Annotated in this window: 12 protein-coding genes; 1 reads left to right on the forward strand and 11 read right to left on the reverse strand. The window is 45.8% G+C overall.

The window, feature by feature from the left end; genetic code table 11:
* Positions 1–72: 72 nt before the first annotated feature.
* Positions 73–1,551: a glycoside hydrolase family 10 protein gene (locus R8806_RS08425; protein ID WP_124315669.1), complete on the forward strand. Its 1,479-nt coding sequence runs from the start codon at positions 73–75 to the stop codon at positions 1,549–1,551.
* A 131-nt stretch (positions 1,552–1,682) separates the two neighbouring features.
* Here the strand turns inward: R8806_RS08425 and R8806_RS08430 are convergent, their stop codons facing one another.
* The 11 genes from R8806_RS08430 to R8806_RS08480 all read right to left on the reverse strand — a co-directional run bounded on the left by R8806_RS08430 (position 1,683) and on the right by R8806_RS08480 (position 16,679).
* Positions 1,683–2,843: a TlpA disulfide reductase family protein gene (locus R8806_RS08430; protein WP_124315668.1), complete on the reverse strand. Its 1,161-nt coding sequence runs from the start codon at positions 2,841–2,843 to the stop codon at positions 1,683–1,685.
* A 21-nt stretch (positions 2,844–2,864) separates the two neighbouring features.
* On the reverse strand, positions 2,865–4,037 hold the full coding sequence (locus R8806_RS08435; RefSeq protein WP_124315667.1) for a TlpA disulfide reductase family protein: 1,173 nt from the start codon (positions 4,035–4,037) through the stop codon (positions 2,865–2,867).
* Between the two features lie 24 nt (positions 4,038–4,061).
* Positions 4,062–5,666 carry a RagB/SusD family nutrient uptake outer membrane protein gene (locus R8806_RS08440; RefSeq protein ID WP_164719537.1) on the reverse strand — a complete coding sequence of 535 codons (1,605 nt, stop codon included), beginning with the start codon at positions 5,664–5,666 and terminating at the stop codon, positions 4,062–4,064.
* 32 nt (positions 5,667–5,698) lie between these two features.
* Positions 5,699–9,391 (reverse strand): SusC/RagA family TonB-linked outer membrane protein, encoded by a 3,693-nt coding sequence (locus R8806_RS08445; RefSeq protein WP_124315665.1) that lies wholly within the window; start codon positions 9,389–9,391, stop codon positions 5,699–5,701.
* A gap of 98 nt (positions 9,392–9,489) precedes the next feature.
* On the reverse strand, positions 9,490–10,671 hold the full coding sequence (locus R8806_RS08450) for a FecR family protein (protein WP_124315664.1): 1,182 nt from the start codon (positions 10,669–10,671) through the stop codon (positions 9,490–9,492).
* Positions 10,672–10,777: 106 nt separating this feature from the next.
* Positions 10,778–11,341: an RNA polymerase sigma factor gene (locus tag R8806_RS08455; RefSeq protein ID WP_124315663.1), complete on the reverse strand. Its 564-nt coding sequence runs from the start codon at positions 11,339–11,341 to the stop codon at positions 10,778–10,780.
* A gap of 204 nt (positions 11,342–11,545) precedes the next feature.
* Positions 11,546–12,205: a DUF4369 domain-containing protein gene (locus R8806_RS08460; RefSeq protein ID WP_151412100.1), complete on the reverse strand. Its 660-nt coding sequence runs from the start codon at positions 12,203–12,205 to the stop codon at positions 11,546–11,548.
* A gap of 11 nt (positions 12,206–12,216) precedes the next feature.
* Positions 12,217–13,317, reverse strand: coding sequence for a TlpA family protein disulfide reductase (locus R8806_RS08465; protein ID WP_124315661.1), 1,101 nt, complete (start codon positions 13,315–13,317; stop codon positions 12,217–12,219).
* 17 nt (positions 13,318–13,334) lie between these two features.
* Complete coding sequence (locus R8806_RS08470; RefSeq protein ID WP_124315660.1) at positions 13,335–13,892, reverse strand: protein-disulfide reductase DsbD domain-containing protein; 558 nt, start codon at positions 13,890–13,892, stop codon at positions 13,335–13,337.
* 7 nt (positions 13,893–13,899) lie between these two features.
* Positions 13,900–15,162: an FG-GAP repeat domain-containing protein gene (locus R8806_RS08475; protein ID WP_124315659.1), complete on the reverse strand. Its 1,263-nt coding sequence runs from the start codon at positions 15,160–15,162 to the stop codon at positions 13,900–13,902.
* A gap of 119 nt (positions 15,163–15,281) precedes the next feature.
* Positions 15,282–16,679, reverse strand: coding sequence for a RagB/SusD family nutrient uptake outer membrane protein (locus R8806_RS08480; RefSeq protein ID WP_164719536.1), 1,398 nt, complete (start codon positions 16,677–16,679; stop codon positions 15,282–15,284).
* Positions 16,680–16,683: the final 4 nt, after the last annotated feature.

Below are 16,683 nucleotides of genomic sequence, written 5' to 3' on the forward strand. Positions count from 1 at the left end.
GGGAGACATCATAGTCTCCCTTTCTTTTATTCTGACAAATAACTATATTCGCGACATCATAAATCAACACGCATGAAACATACCCGGTTACTCATTCTATTTTTGATCTTAGGTATAACCACCTTATCGGCACAAAAGTCCCCTAAGCGAGAATTTCGCGGGGCATGGATTCAAACCGTTTTCCAGAGTGAATACGCTAAAATGACACCGGACGAAATGAAAGCCGATTTTATTCGTAAACTCAACCAATTGCAAGAATGTGGGATCAACGCCATCATTTTCCAAGTCCGCCCGGAAGCCGATGCATGGTACTTATCGGAAATAGAACCTTGGAGCCGTTTTTGCACGGGCAAACAAGGCGTTGCCCCCGATCCCCTGTTCGATCCCATGGCTTTCCTGATCAAGGAATGTCACCGCCGTAACATGGAATTTCATGCTTGGCTTAATCCTTTTCGCGCCGGGACTTCCGGCACCTCCACGCTGGCTGAAACCCACGTGTACCACGAACATCCCGAATGGTTCGTTACCTACAACAAACAGTTACTTTTCGATCCGGGCATACCCGCTTGCCGGAAGTACATTTGCCGGATCGTGGAAGACATCGTGAGCCGCTATGACGTGGACGCCATTCACATGGACGATTACTTCTATCCCTATCCCGTGAACGGGATACCCTTTCCGGACGACAACAGTTTCCGCACCTACGGGAAAGGCTACAAACCCGAAGAACGGGACGAGTGGCGCCGGGAGAATGTCAATAAACTCATCCGCGAGCTGAAACACACCATCGTGGCAACCAAAGAATGGGTACGCTTTGGGATCAGTCCTTTCGGTATCTACCGAAACAAAAAAAGTACTCCCGATGGTAGCGGCAGCAACACCAACGGGTTGCAGAACTATGACAACCTGTATGCCGACGTAACCTTATGGGTCAAAAAGAAATGGATCGATTACAACATACCCCAAATATACTGGGAAATCGGCCACCCGGCCGCAGACTATATCACGCTGACTGAATGGTGGGACAAAAATGCTCATGATATTCACCTATACATCGGGCAGGACGTTGCCCGCACGATGAAAGCCAATGATCTCACCCCAAAGATGGAACTCGCTCGTTCCTTACGTCACGTGAAAGGCAATTGTTTCTGGCCCGCAAACGAGATTCTTTGGAATAACGGTGGGATTGCCGATAGTCTCCGGGAACATTACCACCGTAACCCCGCATTAATCCCCGCCTATACCCACATGTACAACGGCCGTCCCAAGAAAATAGCCTCTCCCCGAGCCGAACGCACGGAAAAAGGCTACACGGTGAAATGGTTCGCCCGCGGTGACCGGGAAGATCCCCGTAATCCCCAGTATTTCGTCATCTACCGTTTCTTCCCCGGCCAGAAAATCAACCTGAACGACCCGGCTCACATCGTCGCTGTCACCCGCTACACGGAATGTTACATCCCGAAGAAAAAATTCAAATGCCGTTACGTGATCACGGCTGTTGACCGCTTTCACAACGAATCGAAAGGAAAGAAGATAAAAGGTATACGGTAAATTTCACCGTGGTGAAATTTACCGCTGTTTATTTTGCACTCACCTTTATTTCAGCATTTCCTTCAACAACCTCCCTGAGAAGCTCCTTACAATTTAGCTATATGCATACCTGCGATATTATTAACCTGTTGTTACTTTCCCAAGACCTTCTCCACTACTGTCAACAGCTCCTTTTTTTCCATGTGGGCCCGCACCACGATCTTTCCCTCTTTGTCCACGACCACAAACATCGGCACAGCCAACACGTGATACAAACCTCCCACACGAGACCTCCCCTTCTCGATTTCATCTATCACCTGCGGCCACGGCAATCTCTCCTCATCCAATGCTTTCTCCCATGAGGCCTTATTCTCATCAATACTCACCCCAATAATCTCGACCCCTTTCTCGCGATACTCTTCATAAAATTCCCGCACCCAAGGAAAAGACGCCCGACACGGACTACACCAACTTGCCCAAAAATCAAGCACCACCACTTTACCCCGGTAATCAGCAAGGCTCACCAATGAACCATCACGCCGGGTTAGTGTAAACTCCGGAGCCGGGCGTCCCGGTTCAATCCGTTGCCGCAACTCGATACTTTCCCTGATCGCTTTTCCCCACTCGCTCTGCTGCACTTCCACGTCGAACTGTCCGAAAACCTGCTCCAGTTGCTCCAATGTCATATCATCCTTCATATAACCCAATTCATAAGCTACCATTTCCACGGACGGATTGGCCGCCATTATTTTCAACTGCTCCTTCTTTACACGTGCAAACCATACATCAAACTCTTTTCTATACTCCCAATAAAAAGTAGTATCTTCCAATATTTCCGGAACTTCCAGCACCTTTTTTACCATCTCTGCAAATTTTTTAAACTCCGGCAATCCCTCTACCTCTTTATACTGCCCCTCCACTTGTTCGTACACGTCTTGATTCTTCGAACCGATAATTTGCATCCCAAGGACAGCCAACTCCTTGTTTTCATCCATTCCTAAATTCTTCCAATCGCCCCGCATCTCGATCCGGCTATTTTCCAATGCCAACATCATTCGCACCGTCTCCTCCCCCTCCGGTTCCACCACCACGGTTGCCCACACGGCTTCCGGTACTTCCCCCTCGAACACGAACGTCCCCTCCTTCATTTCCACTGTATCGCTGATCATTTGTTGGTTCACTCCATTCACCGACAACACAGCACGACCGTTGCCCGCACCTTTAAACACTCCTTTCAACACGTATCCCGCTTGACTACTACAAGAGAATAACACGCTAATTACCAATAACATCAAAAAACTTTTCATTTTCATTCTATTAAAATTTATTTTTCTCTATTTATCCAATAACTCATCAACCAACGCTTCCAATTTCTCCCGAACAAAATACCCGGAGGCAACCAACCTTCCCTCCTGATCGATCAACACGAAGTGCGGAATACCTTCCACATCGTACAAGGCACTTACCGTACGTTCTCCCCCAGAGTGTTTTTCGTCCCTCACGTGAAGCCACGGTAACTTTTCCGCCTCCAAGGCTTTTTCCCAAGCATTTTTATCATCATCCACACTAATTCCGAGAATTTCCACTCCATTGTCATGGTACTTTTGGTAAAACTCTCTCATCCAAGGAAACGAAGCACGACACGGCCCGCACCAACTTGCCCAAAAGTCCAACAACACCACCTGTCCCCGCAAGTCAACAAGCGACATCTCCTGTCCATCAGCCCGTGCCAACGTGAAAGCAGGAGCCTCTCGTCCCGGTGCCAAACGTTGACGAGTCTCCAACTCCTTGCGTATAGCGGTCAACATCTCGCTATTCCTCACGGTCTCGTCAAACAATCCGAAAGCCCGCTCGAATTCTTCCAAATTCATCCCGTCGATCATGGGCGTCAGGTAGAATGCCGCCGCTTCCAATGACGGGTGAGCAGCCATGATCTTCAATTGTTCCTCGAACACCAAATCCAAATAGCGCTCCTGCAACGCTTGCAACGTATCCGCCCTCAAATAATCCTCTTCAGTCAACTCTCCATTCTCATCCAGCGAAACAAACCACTTCTCCAAACGATCGTAATCTTTGAACTCCGGTAACTTCCGAATGGCCACATAGATCTCATCCAAAAGGTTGCTCACCTCCGTATTCTCACCCCCTTTAGTCGTCATGTCCCGAATAAAAAAGTTACCTCCCGCATCCCGGTCAAGATTTGCCCAGTCTCCTTGCAACTCGATCTGACTATTCTCCAGTACCATGATCATATTCAAAACATCCTTCCTCTCCGGAACCACCCGTAAAGTACACACTGCCACGAAAGGTGTCTTACCTTCAAAACAGAACGTTCCCCCCTTCATATCAACCGTATCGGCAATGACCAGCTTGCCCGTGTGATCCTGCACCAAAAACTCTACATACCCATCCCCAGCACCTTTCAAACTACCTTTTACAACATACCCCTCCCGTGTGCCGCAAGTCATAAGCAGGCTTGCGAGCAGCACAATTATATTTATTTTCATATTTCCTTGAAATCTATCTATACATTATCTCCAACCTTCATTTTGCTCCCAGCCCATCATTTCCGCTTCAAAAGAGTAGAAAGGCAATGCCCAACGTGGATCATCCGGGGCTATTTCCAATTGGGTACGAGTACTCAAATCGGCAGGATCCGTCAAAATCTCTCGGCGCACATAAATACCGGCATCCTCCGCCCCGTTCAGACGCTTGACATCATAGAACCGCCAAAAAGCACCCATTTCCCGCAATCGTTCATCCAGCACGTCCTGCACACTACCGGTTACCCCGGCCTCGGCAGACACCTCATCCATGAAACGAGTGTATCTCAACGTTCGCAACGTCTCTGCCGCCGCACCCGTATTGCCACTCCGAGCCTCGCACTCAGCCTTGATCAGATACATCTCGGCCGTGGTCATCCCGATAAGCGAGTTACCGGCAAAACGTGAATAGCTATACAAATTCCAAGGCTTCAAACGTTGCCAATTTTCATGAGTGATATATTCGGTCCATGTCTCTGGATCCAATTCGACAAGATTAGCATAAGCCATCAAAAGAGGCGTACAAGAACTATAGAAATAAATCCAGCGGGCATCATTCTCCCGATCCCAAAGCTCATAAAAAGACTCCGATATCGGACAAGTTCCCCCTAGCCCTTCCCAAGACACGTTGGGTAAGTACAACTCTTCATACTTGGCTACCGCCTCCACATCCATATCGTCCAACTCAAACATAGAACTTATAACAATCTCATCCACCGGTTCTCCCTCTTCATCTAACACACTAATCCAACTCCACTCTTCCAACTCGTACTCCGGTTCGTTTTTGAAATCCACTAGAACATTATGGGCTTTCAATGCTTCGGTCGCATTCGCCAACGCCAACTCGTAATTCCCCCGGTACAAGGCAACCCGCGCCCGGAACGCTTGCACGGTCGGTACTGTCGGACGGAAATTACGTGTCTGATCAAACGTCGTACGTCCTGCTCTCGTTAATGCTTCTTCCGCCAACCTTAAATCTTCATAAATATGCTCCAACGTGTAACCAACAGTCTCCCGTCCCGGAATCTCTCCCGCCTTGGCATTATCCCGATAACCGATCCCCGGTTTATCTTCATCCCACAAACAATATTGCGTCAACAACATAAAGTGGTAATACGCCCTACCGAAACGGGCCTCACCCTCCACTTGATCGTGTACAGCCGCTGTCGTCTGCACGACCTCATCCAAATACTCCAGCACCGTATTGAAACGATAAATCCGTTCCCAAACCGGAGTCCAAGTCCATAACATCCAGTCCGAAGTCATCAACGTCTCCCCTTGCCAACAATACGCCTCGTAAGTCGTAGGCTCTCCCGACAACAACCCGTACACGTAAAACTCCGGCGACAACTCCACCGCATCCGACAGTGGCAGCGCTTCCGTCAAGTAAGCCCCGGAAGAAGATCCTTCCCCCGTATCCGAGTCTATATTTTCAAACAAATAAAGATCAATACTTCCCATCAACCCGTAAAGCTGATCCATATGGTAAATGTAAGCACTACCCGACTTGTCCGTTGTCTCATCCAAAAAGTCACTACACGCCCCCAATATCATGGTTCCCAACAAGGCGATAATTACATATATCTTTTTCATATTTCTTATTGTTTTATCCATTCATAATCATTCTACCAACTTTTAAAACCGAGTCTCAACCCAAATGTGAACACGGGTATTGGTTTCAAACTTCCAATAGGATAATCGGGATCCATCTTCCCGTTAGCACTCCAAATTAGCCCCAAATTACTTGCTTGTGCGTAAATATTCACCCTACTGAACACCCCTTGTTTCGCTAACAGGTTTTCCGGTAGATCATACCCCAAGAACACTTCATTCAAGCGAATATGATCACCTTTCACGAAACTGCTCTTAAAATACATCGCTGCCCCTATTGTGGCCGAATATGTTTCCCCACTCCGGAATGCGTCCACGTTACTATCCGTGTAAAGCGGCAACTCGGAATAAGACGTCTGATTGGTATATCCTTCGTCATATACCTCCAAAGCCCGGTTCAAGCGTTTAGAATAGGCTGCCGAATTTCTACTATCGGGCGAAAAACTGTCAAAAGAAGTCGTACTGACATAATAACCAAACTGCCCCGTGATCATGAAAGAGAGTGTCAATCCTTTCCAGCTAAACTGGTTACTAAAACTCAATGAACTCGTCGGGGCCAACGTTCCCAAATAATAAGCCCAATTACTATCATTAAACGTCTCTCCTTCCCGAGGTATCACGAAATCCATCACGTGCGAGGAATTATAATCCATGATAGTCTCTCGTGTACCGTCTTTCCCTTCCAGCAACACGTATCCTTCCTGCGTGTACCCCACCGCTTTCAGCACTCCCACAGAACCGATCGGGTGTCCCACCACGTATGAAGGTCCCACCGGCATATAAGGCCCCGTGTAACCGAATTTTTTCAACTCATTATGATTATAGGAATAATTCAACATCCCGCTCCAACTCAAATTCCCCGCTACCGGAAGATCCGAACCGATAGTAAACTCGATTCCCCTGTTCAATATCTCTGCATTATTCAACAACATGGATGTCTCTCCCTGTGAAATCACCGGCACCGTCGTGTTCGCCAGTACATCGTACGAAAACTTGTTATAAAACTCTATGCTACCGCTCAACTTATGCCCGAAAAACGCCACGTCCGCACCGATATTCAGTGTCCTCGACTTTTCCCACGTCAACGTGTTGTTTCCGCGTGCCGCAATCGTATTAAAAGACTCGTTACCAGAATAAACCAAGCTACCCGGATATACAGCCACCGTCGTCACACTGGACGTTCCCTGTTTACCGGCTGCCACACCCGCAATACCATATGATACCCGCAACTTCAACTGATCCACCCAAGAGACCTTTTGCATGAAACGCTCGTTCGAAATCAACCAACTAGCTCCCATCGACCAAAACGGGGAGAATTTATCACGCACGTCTTCCGCTTGAAAATTGGACGCATCCGTACGGAAACTGGCAGTCACCGAATAACGATCGTCATAAGTGTATGACGCATTCGCGTACACCGAGAAAAAACGATCCTCCAATGTTGACAGACTTCCCAATTTTTCGAAAGGCATATACTCGGATACCCCGAAAATATTATTCCGTTTCGTCACGTAATCCAACTCTGTCAACACGGAATTAGTGTATTTGTTATACCCGTAGCGTGTCACTTTCGGATCCACCTCCGTCGTGGCGGAAATAACCTCCGTCCCCACCAAGGCATTGAACATATGTTTATCTTTTATCATCGTATAGTCCACCTGCCCGCGCAAATTATAAGCCTCATACGTGTGTCCCTCGTTGGAAAACACGCCCCCGGTCGGGAAATAAGAAACGTACCTCCCGGACTCTAACGGCTCGGCATACGTGTTATACAAATTTCTCACGTAAAACGATTCCGGCTCGTAAGACACGTGCTTGGTATATCTTCGCTGTTCATATTGTCCCTTGGCACTCATGTTCAATCCCCAATTTGTCCGGTATTCAAAACCTCCCTGTACCCTGTAATTCATCGTTTTCGAATAGTTATCCGTGTATTTCCGGTCGGCAGCAGGATTGTACGTCCAGTCCGTCGGAGTCTTTCCTGCATAATATTCCCCCGACATCAACAAAGGCTCATATACCGTCTGAGAGGTTGCCACGTGTACGAAATTTCCCTCGTCATCCGTCAGTCTCGTCCACGGACTAAGCCACCCCCGCATACTTTCAATGCTCGTCCCATTGTTCTCATCCCGATCAAACATAGTACTCACCGCAAACTCGAACGTCAAGTTCTTCGTCAACCGGGCATTACTCGCCAAGTTCAACAACATACGTCGCTTGCCATTTTCTTGCAAGTAACTATCTTCATCATCATAAGAAGCCGAGAATGCGTAATCCAACTTCTCCGAACCTCCCCGCAACGACACGTTATATTGCTGACGCATCATCCGCTGGAACATATACTCGTTCAAATCATCTTTCCACACCTCCCGGTTTCCTAATTCGATAAGCTCCTGTTTTTTAGCCTCATAATCTCCCGCTGAGAGATTCTTTTTATTATCCCGCTCGTACAGCATACCGAATGGAGCCGACATATATCGCCTCCGGGAGGAAAGTTTCGTGTAAGGATCATTACTTGCAAGATTAATCGGATTATATTTATGCATCAATTCCTCGAAACGGAATTGATTCTCCGCCGAAGCCATATTGAACAAATAGTCCAAATCTGTCCGTGAACTCACAGACCAGTACGCATCTGCCGCAATCTCCAACTTACTCCCCGTTCGTCCCTTTTTCGTGGTGATCACGATCACCCCGTTGGCAGCACGTGCACCGTAGATAGAAGTTGCCGCCGCATCTTTCAACACCGTCACCGATTCTACATCATTCGGGTTAATCGTTGAAAATGGATCGCTATCAAGCCTATATCCACTGATCGGGAACCCGTCCACCACGATCAATGGATCGTTGTCCGGCTTAAAATTAGCATTTCCCATAGAGACTTGCGATATGGTACCCTGCCCCCGAATAGCAAACCGCACCTGCCCATCCACGGGGGCGCTGACTACTGTTAATCCCGGCACCAACCCAACCAACGCTTGTGCAAGATTGGACGTCGGTTTCTTCTTTAACGTCTCCTCATCCACGATCGAATAAGCCCCCGTTGCCCGCTCCTTGGCAATCGTCTGGTATCCAGTCACCACCACATCTGCCAATGCCTCTCTATCCTCTTCCAGTACAACTTCAATAAATTCCTTATCGGTCACCGAAATCTCCTGCTTTTTCATTCCCACGAAAGAAAACACAAATACCACATTCGACTGCTCCGCAAATGACAACGAGAATTTACCGTCAATATCCGTGGGAACTCCCAGAGTCGTACCCTTTATCACCACGGAAACTCCCGGCAAAGGTATCCCGGCCTTATCCACCACACGACCGGAAACCGTTATCTTTTTCACTTTTTCCACCGCCTCACTTTTGGCCACGATCGCAATCGCATTCCCTTCAATCGTGTAAGTATATGGCGTACCGGATAAAATCAGATCCAACACCTTTTCCACCACTTCATCCTTCACGTTTACCGTCACCTTCTTCATTTGATCCATCTGATCATCACTATACACGAAATTGTAAGTCGTTTGTTTACGAATTTCGGCAAATACCTGCTTTATTTCCGCATCTTTAAGATTAATTGTCACCCGTTGCGGGGACCCCGAATTGGAAGATGCCCAAAGTGTTGTTATCGAACACAAACCCACCGCCAACAACATAAACACTCTGCAATAAATTCCCGAAAAAGCTTTTTTTTCTCGCAAATTTTTCATACTCTTGTTGATTATTAAGATGTTTAAATTACCTAAACGACAGAGTTTAGGCGATTAATTTATTGGACGGAAAGTGCCGCGAACACTTTCCGTCTTTTCTATTTAGAAACTATAATTCTATTTCCTTCAACCTTGAATTTCACCAAAAGAGTTCGTTGCAACAAGTTCAACACCCCCTGAAAGTTTTCATTTCGATCCACCCGTCCGGTGAAACGTTGTGTTCTAACCTCCTCGTTCTCAAACACCACCTGTACATCGTACCAACGACTCAACTTTGCCATAATCTGTTCCAAAGTCTCTTGCTCAAAAGAAAAATACCCCTCTTTCCAAGCAACATATGCGGCCGCATCCACGGTCTTCACTTCACACACTCCCGTGGATACATTTACTTCCACCATCTCATTCGGCCGAATCATCTGCTCCACACTCGGATTTTTTAAAGAACTTACCCCCACGCTTCCACTCAGCAAAACCGTTTGAACCCGCTCATTATCGTACCCGTTCACATTAAAATGAGTTCCGTAAACTCTCACGTACACGTCATTCACCTGTACTTCAAAAGGTTTTGCATCTTTAGCCACCTCAAAATAAGCCTCACCTTTCAACTTCACCGCCCGAAGCGAATCCGTGAAACTTACCGGATAACTGAACTCCGTCTCAGCGTTCAACCACACGATCGTCCCGTCCGCCAGCGTCACTCGATATTCTCCCCCCCGCGGGATTATCAATGTATGCAGTCCTGCCACAGCTTGTCCTTTTCCCCCGGTCGGCTGGTTGTAAACAATCGCGTTCTCCTCTGAAGTAATCCTTCCGTCTGAAATCTTCTGCAATAAACCTCCCTGCTGCTCCAACTCAATGCGTGTTCCTTCCTCCGTCACCAAAATCGGTTGGACCTTTCCCTTTACAGCCAACACCATCGTTTTCTGAGATGTTTCCGACACACCTCTTTCTTGATACCAAAAATAAATCCCCACGGTCAACAGAACAAATAACACAGCCGCATATCTCGTGAAAATGATGAAATGCTTTTTCTGTTGCTCCCGTTTTCCTTTCCGGATCAATGTTACATATTGGGCAAGCTCTTCCTCGCATTGCTCTCCTGACAATCCGGACACGCCCTCTGAAGGATCAAAACCGACAATCCGATCATAATATCTCCGGTGAGCGGAAGACTCATTCAACCACGTTTCTAATTGTAACCTTTCCTCCGTGGTCAATTCCTCTGTCAAACTGCGTTTGATCAACGTCCATTCCAAAGATTCATCGTTTGATTTTTCCATAGCTCTGCCTTAATTTATTCCTAAGACGCTTGGGAAAAACAAAAGGTTAAAACGAAATACAAATATTTTCAAAAAAATTAAAATAATTTCTCCAATCACACACCAACTACCAGATTATCAAAAAGAACAAACGCTTTTTCAGATCTGGCAATTTCTCACGGATCATACGAATCGCACCATTCATCTGCACCTTGGCATTATTCTCCGTAATCCCCAATTCCTCGGCAATCTCTTTGAATTTATAAACCTCAATCACCCGCAAACGAAAAACTTCCTTCATCTTAGGAGGCATCCTATCCACCACGACCTGCAACTCTTCGAGTAGCGAAGAATTCTCTATCGCATCCACCGTATCCGAATAAAGATGAGCCTCCAACAAATTCTGATTATACGAATCCTTGATATTCAAACTTCTCAAAAAACTCAGACAACGATTGCGAGTTGCCATGAAAAGATAAGACTTCACCGAGGTAGTGATATTCAATTCCGCACTCTTCTCGAAAATATCCGCAAACAACCCTTGCACTATATCATGAGCTGCATCCGGATCACATAAATAATGGGCAGCAAAACGATACAAACGATTATAATATTGCCTAAACAGGAAAACATAAGCTTCTTCTTTCCTGTCCTTCAATTGTCTCACCAGCAACACATCATTTGAATCCATGAACTAACACGTTTACTGAAAACAAAGTTATTGAAATATTCTGTTTAGCGGATAATTTCTACAAGTTTTTGATTTGTTATCGAAATAATATCGTTATGTGATTACTACTATCGACCAACTTCACCTTGAATCAAAAAGAATAAAAATAAACAGCGATAAATTTCACCATAGTGAAATTTATCGCTGTTCATTTTGTACACGCTTTTATTTCAGCATTTCCTTCAACAATCTTCCCGGCTGGCTAGCCTGTATCTTTGGGGTCAAGGCCTCATATGCTTTCTTCCCCCATTCAGAAGCTTTTTTCACCTCCTCCATCAGCCGCACGGGAACATACAAATCGTCCGGATGTGTTTTCACAAACTCTAAAAGATGAGTTCGCCAATTTGCACTAGCATCCCGAATTACCTGCCCAATGAACCCCTCAGCCTCCTCGATTTGCTCGTTTTCTATCATTTCATAATATTTCCCCAATCCCTCATTCACCACCATATCAAAACTCTCGTAGTGCAATTGATCCAATGCCAAACGAGTTTTCACGGCATCCGAGCCTTTCAATAACTTGGTATCCGGTTCCAGATAATCACCGTAAAGCATCATCTCCCTGCCATCCAGCACAATCGCAAATCGAGCTCCCGCCACATCCAACGTATAAAGTCCGGGCTCATCCAACTCTCCCGCAAGCGTGAATAACCCGTCCTTCATATCCGTCGTCAATAACGCTCGTACACTATCTACTGGAGAATACAAACAAACCTTGCCATCCTTCACATTTATAATATCTCCTTTCAGTGTGAAAGAATACTTCTGAGCCGAAGCGGCATGTGCCATAATGCTCAATAATATAAATAATACAACTTGTTTCATTACCAGTATCTTTATTTCAACAATTCATTCACCTTATCGATTAACTTCTGATCTCTCAAATTCTTCCCGGCAATCCGGCCTTTCTGATCCACCACCACAATAAAAGGAATCGCCTCAATCCCCAATTGTTCGGCAATCATCGATTTAAAATTCTCTTTCAACCAATAACTTCCCCAAGGAATTTGTTCTTCCTCGTGTGCCGGGAGCCAAGCCTTCTCCGTGTAATCCAACGAGATACTGATAAAATCAACCGATTGTCCGGCATACGTCTTGTACAGCTCTTTCAACTGTTGCATCATGGCACGGCATGGACCACACCAAGAAGCCCAGAAATCAATCACGTACACCTTCCCGTCTCCAAATTTCAAGTCCACCATGTTCCCTTTGGCATCCTGAACGGCAAATGTAGGAAACGTCGCACCCACGACAGTATGTGATAAGTTATCAAGTTTTTCCTTCAGTAACCGTCCCGGCTGGCTAGCCTGTATCTCCGGGCTCAACAAATCATACCCTCTCTTCCCCCAATCGTAATCGTACTCGGACAACTGATCTTCTATAAATACAGGCATATACAAATCATTTGCATGCTCTTTCACGTAAGCCAGAATCGTCTCTCCACGTTCAATAAATTTCTGTCCGGCAAGCTTTTCCAACTCGGCCTCTTGCTCCGGAGATAAATTCCGGCTCCCAACCTTTTCGTAATACTCATCATAAAGAGCCCTCGTCGGTATCTCGTACGTCTCCCGAACTACCCCCAATATATCCAACATACTCTTCGTTCCCGGAGAATTTTTTACATATCTCGCATCTACCATATTATAATCCGACGGCCAATACATATCCGGTGCATCCAACATGACTTTCACTTTCCGTTGATTTCCCATATCGATAGCATAATATCCCGGGCCGGGAAGAGTTCCTTGTAACACAAATTTTCCGTCTTTCATTCTTGTTGACAGCAACACTTCATCTTCCGGGGAAAGCACGTTCACGGTTGCCGTATCTACATTGATAAAATCCCCTCTCAACTTAAAAGTAAATCCTTTGGGTTGTTCCGCACACGCAATTAACCCTATTAATAACAAACTTATCAGTAATCTCATCATCATCATCTTTTAATCGTTGTCCTTCACCATTTTTTCAATATCCCGTAAAACTCTGTCTTTTTCGTCCCTTCATTAGCAATTCTCACGGTAGCCGTCCCCTTCTTGTGAATACATTGACGATCGTCACACATTTGCCACTCGCAATCGGCCACCACCTCGAAAGCCGTTTTCGGCAATTTCTCTACCCGAATCGTTACCACCACGAAACAACCGTGGAAATACCCCATCTTATCCATACCCTCGGAAAGCTTCACCGGTTTCTGCCATTCCACTTTTTCAACCTTACATCCCTCCGGCACGTTCCACTCCACCCTCGTGGGCAAATACCCGTGTCCTTCCGGGTTATTATCATAGATATTCCATCCCTCTTCAATACTGAAATAAATCCCCACTTTCACCACGTCCCCCTCTTTCACCGATTCCAAATCGGAACAGGCATATATCCTCACGTGCTGGTGATTGGTATAATTCATTGATTTCATGATCTTCATCACCTCCTTGGCATTCAAAGCCACGTGTTCTTGTGCTTGCAGCACCACACCCATCAAGCATAATACCGCCAAACAAATCCATTTTTTCATATATCACCTATTTCCTATAATAAACCCAAATAATACCATTCAAATTCGTACTTCCACCGGTCAACTCATTCATGATCCGTTGCATTAAACCGTCGTACTCGTTATTCGCAGCCAGCCACTTTTCGTATAAATCCTTCGGGATTCGACTATCCGGTTCCGTATAACTATTTTCAGGAATATTATCCGTGTACTTTCGCATCTTTTTCACCAGCGCATCCAACGTTTTCCTCGGTTTCACCCAACGCTCATCCTTTATCAACTTTTCAAACAAATCCGGAGTCATCTCACATCCAGTGTTCTCCCATACTTCCGTTGCCAACACCAAATCCTCCTTCCCATCACCGTCATAATCGTAAATACAAATCTTCGGCTTATCACCATGCCCTTGGCCCGGTTCCAGCCCAGCACTCACCTCTTCTGGACGCTCAACCAATATTTCCGGCTCTGCATACGTCCCGTCACCCAGATTTCGACACCAGCTCACGTTTCCGCCATAACCGGCCCCGAACACGATATCCAACTTCCCGTCACCATCCCAATCATACAACACGGCATGATTCACTCCAATCTTTTCTTCACCTAAATTGCAATTCATCCGTTCAACCTTCTCAAAACGAAAGACTTCTTTCGTTCCCGTGTTACGAGCCCAAAATAAACCATCGTATAAACCGGCAATCAATAAATCAATTTTCCCGTCACCATCCACATCTCCCGGAAACACCGTTGAGGCATTCCCGATATTAATTGGTTTCCCATCCGCCAACTTGATAATTACCTGATCTACATATTCGCCATTAGCACCCTTTTTCCACATATAAATATCCCCGGGATAACATCCAGAAAACAATTCATCCACGCCATCCCCGTCAATATCTGCAAAAGCCGGAACCATGGGTACGCAACACGTGATCGGCACGTACAACGGTTGACCGTTCGTCTCCAGCCATTTGAAATCCTTATACACAGGGCATTCTTTTGTCCCGTAATTCAAATACACCCGGCAACGCCCCTGCACGAAAGGTTTCTTTTCCTTAGGATCTTGTCCCGGACACAAAACCTCTCCAAATTCCCCGACAACCAGATCATCCTTTCCATCCCCATTCATATCATAAAACGTGGCACCACAACTTCCCGTGTTAATCTTCAACACGGAAGAATCTGACATGTGTAATATCTCGTACCGGGAAAAATACTTCTCGTATTTCGCCTGCCCGTAACCGGAATGCCACCCAATACATACCAGTACAACTAAACTTAAAACATACTTCATAACATACAATTTCTTGATCTAGTGATTCCCGACTCCATAATTTCCACCCGCCACCCAACAAGTCAATGAATCATTAAATCGGCAATCACTAAATCTGTTTTACTTTAAATTTTAAACTATCACAACTTCGTGTCCCTCGGGTACCCCGGATTTTGTTGCACTTTCGTGTTCAAATAACATTCTTGATGAGGGATCGGTAAAATCCGACTAAAATTGTCCGCCGCAATCGTCTGAACCGGCTCTTCCGTCCAAGTATCCTCTTCCGTATAATACCGGACAACAGGCAATCCTTTCCGCAGTAAATCAGAAGCACGATGCCCTTCTCCGGCCAATTCCCGATGGCGTTCCATCAAAATTTCCTCTAACAAAGCATCTCCGGTAAGAGTATTCACATAGGTCACGTCTGCCCCGGAACGACTAGCCACTTCCAACAAATCTGCCCGTGCCAGATCATATTCTCCTAACTCACAATAGGCCTCCGCCCGGTTCAGATACACTTCTGCAATTCGTAATGCTTTATAGGTCAACCGGATCTTATCAAATTTAGAAATCTCTATTAATACGAGATTCCCCTCATCATCAAACATATAATCACCATTTTCATCCAAGGCAAAATCAATATCTTCGACAATATAACTATCAAAACGATAATCTCCATCATGGAAAATATCTTTAAACTGTCCGGCTGGTTGTCCGTAAGGGTAGTAAAATCCGGATGAATAGTACGAGAAATCCAACGTAAAAATCTCTCCTTCACCATTAATTTCCTCAAATTGTCCAGCAGGATCTGAAGGGAATTCATATTTACCAATCAGTTTACTAGCCTCTTCAACCACCATATCCCAATCATTCATAAAAAGGTACACCCGGCTCAAAAGAGCCGTGGCACCATCTGCTGTGAAACGAGCCGGTCCATCCTCCTCCAACGTCATCAAATCACGAGCTCGGTTCAAGTCGCTCACGATCGTGTCGTACACGGTCTTCACGCTCGTACGGGCAGCCTCTCCCAAATCAAATTTTGTTTTCAACACAATTCCCAGATTCGTCTCCGGCTGATCGTAATACGGACGACCGAAATAATTTACCAGTGAAAAATGGTCAAACGCTCTTAACGCTAAGGCCTCTCCCCGTACCTGTCTCCACAACACCGTGTCCGTAATGACACATTTATCCAACAAGTTCAATGTTTGATTACAAATGGCAATAGATTCATAAAAACCGCCATACAGTGAACTCACATTCTGATTCTTGTACATACCACTTGCATCCATCTCATAAAAATCAATGGCCTGATCTGCAGATTCGTAAGCCGGAATTATATCATCAGCCAATCCCCGATCACAATCAATTTTGGCACTAATCGCATCATGCAACTCGTAAGCAGCTATAAAAGTCTTTCGTACATCAATCACATTCTTCAAAATATCTTCCTCCGTGATCTCTGTTTCCGGCAATAATGTCATGTCACATCCCGCCCCTAAGGCCAGCAACATCATGTAATATATCAATCGTTTCATAAAC

Origin of the sequence: Butyricimonas faecihominis (assembly GCF_033096445.1) — a bacterium.
Classification (GTDB): domain Bacteria; phylum Bacteroidota; class Bacteroidia; order Bacteroidales; family Marinifilaceae; genus Butyricimonas; species Butyricimonas faecihominis.

Coding starts and splice junctions, on each gene's coding strand:
- R8806_RS08430 (WP_124315668.1), bottom strand. CDS start 2,843: ATGAAAATGAAAAGTTTTTTGATGTTATTGGTAATTAGCGTGTTATTC.
- R8806_RS08480 (WP_164719536.1), bottom strand. CDS start 16,679: ATGAAACGATTGATATATTACATGATGTTGCTGGCCTTAGGGGCGGGA.
- R8806_RS08440 (WP_164719537.1), bottom strand. CDS start 5,666: ATGAAAAAGATATATGTAATTATCGCCTTGTTGGGAACCATGATATTG.
- R8806_RS08475 (WP_124315659.1), bottom strand. CDS start 15,162: ATGAAGTATGTTTTAAGTTTAGTTGTACTGGTATGTATTGGGTGGCAT.
- R8806_RS08425 (WP_124315669.1), top strand. CDS start 73: ATGAAACATACCCGGTTACTCATTCTATTTTTGATCTTAGGTATAACC.
- R8806_RS08460 (WP_151412100.1), bottom strand. CDS start 12,205: ATGAAACAAGTTGTATTATTTATATTATTGAGCATTATGGCACATGCC.
- R8806_RS08470 (WP_124315660.1), bottom strand. CDS start 13,892: ATGAAAAAATGGATTTGTTTGGCGGTATTATGCTTGATGGGTGTGGTG.
- R8806_RS08455 (WP_124315663.1), bottom strand. CDS start 11,341: ATGGATTCAAATGATGTGTTGCTGGTGAGACAATTGAAGGACAGGAAA.
- R8806_RS08435 (WP_124315667.1), bottom strand. CDS start 4,037: ATGAAAATAAATATAATTGTGCTGCTCGCAAGCCTGCTTATGACTTGC.
- R8806_RS08450 (WP_124315664.1), bottom strand. CDS start 10,671: ATGGAAAAATCAAACGATGAATCTTTGGAATGGACGTTGATCAAACGC.
- R8806_RS08465 (WP_124315661.1), bottom strand. CDS start 13,317: ATGATGATGATGAGATTACTGATAAGTTTGTTATTAATAGGGTTAATT.
- R8806_RS08445 (WP_124315665.1), bottom strand. CDS start 9,391: ATGAAAAATTTGCGAGAAAAAAAAGCTTTTTCGGGAATTTATTGCAGA.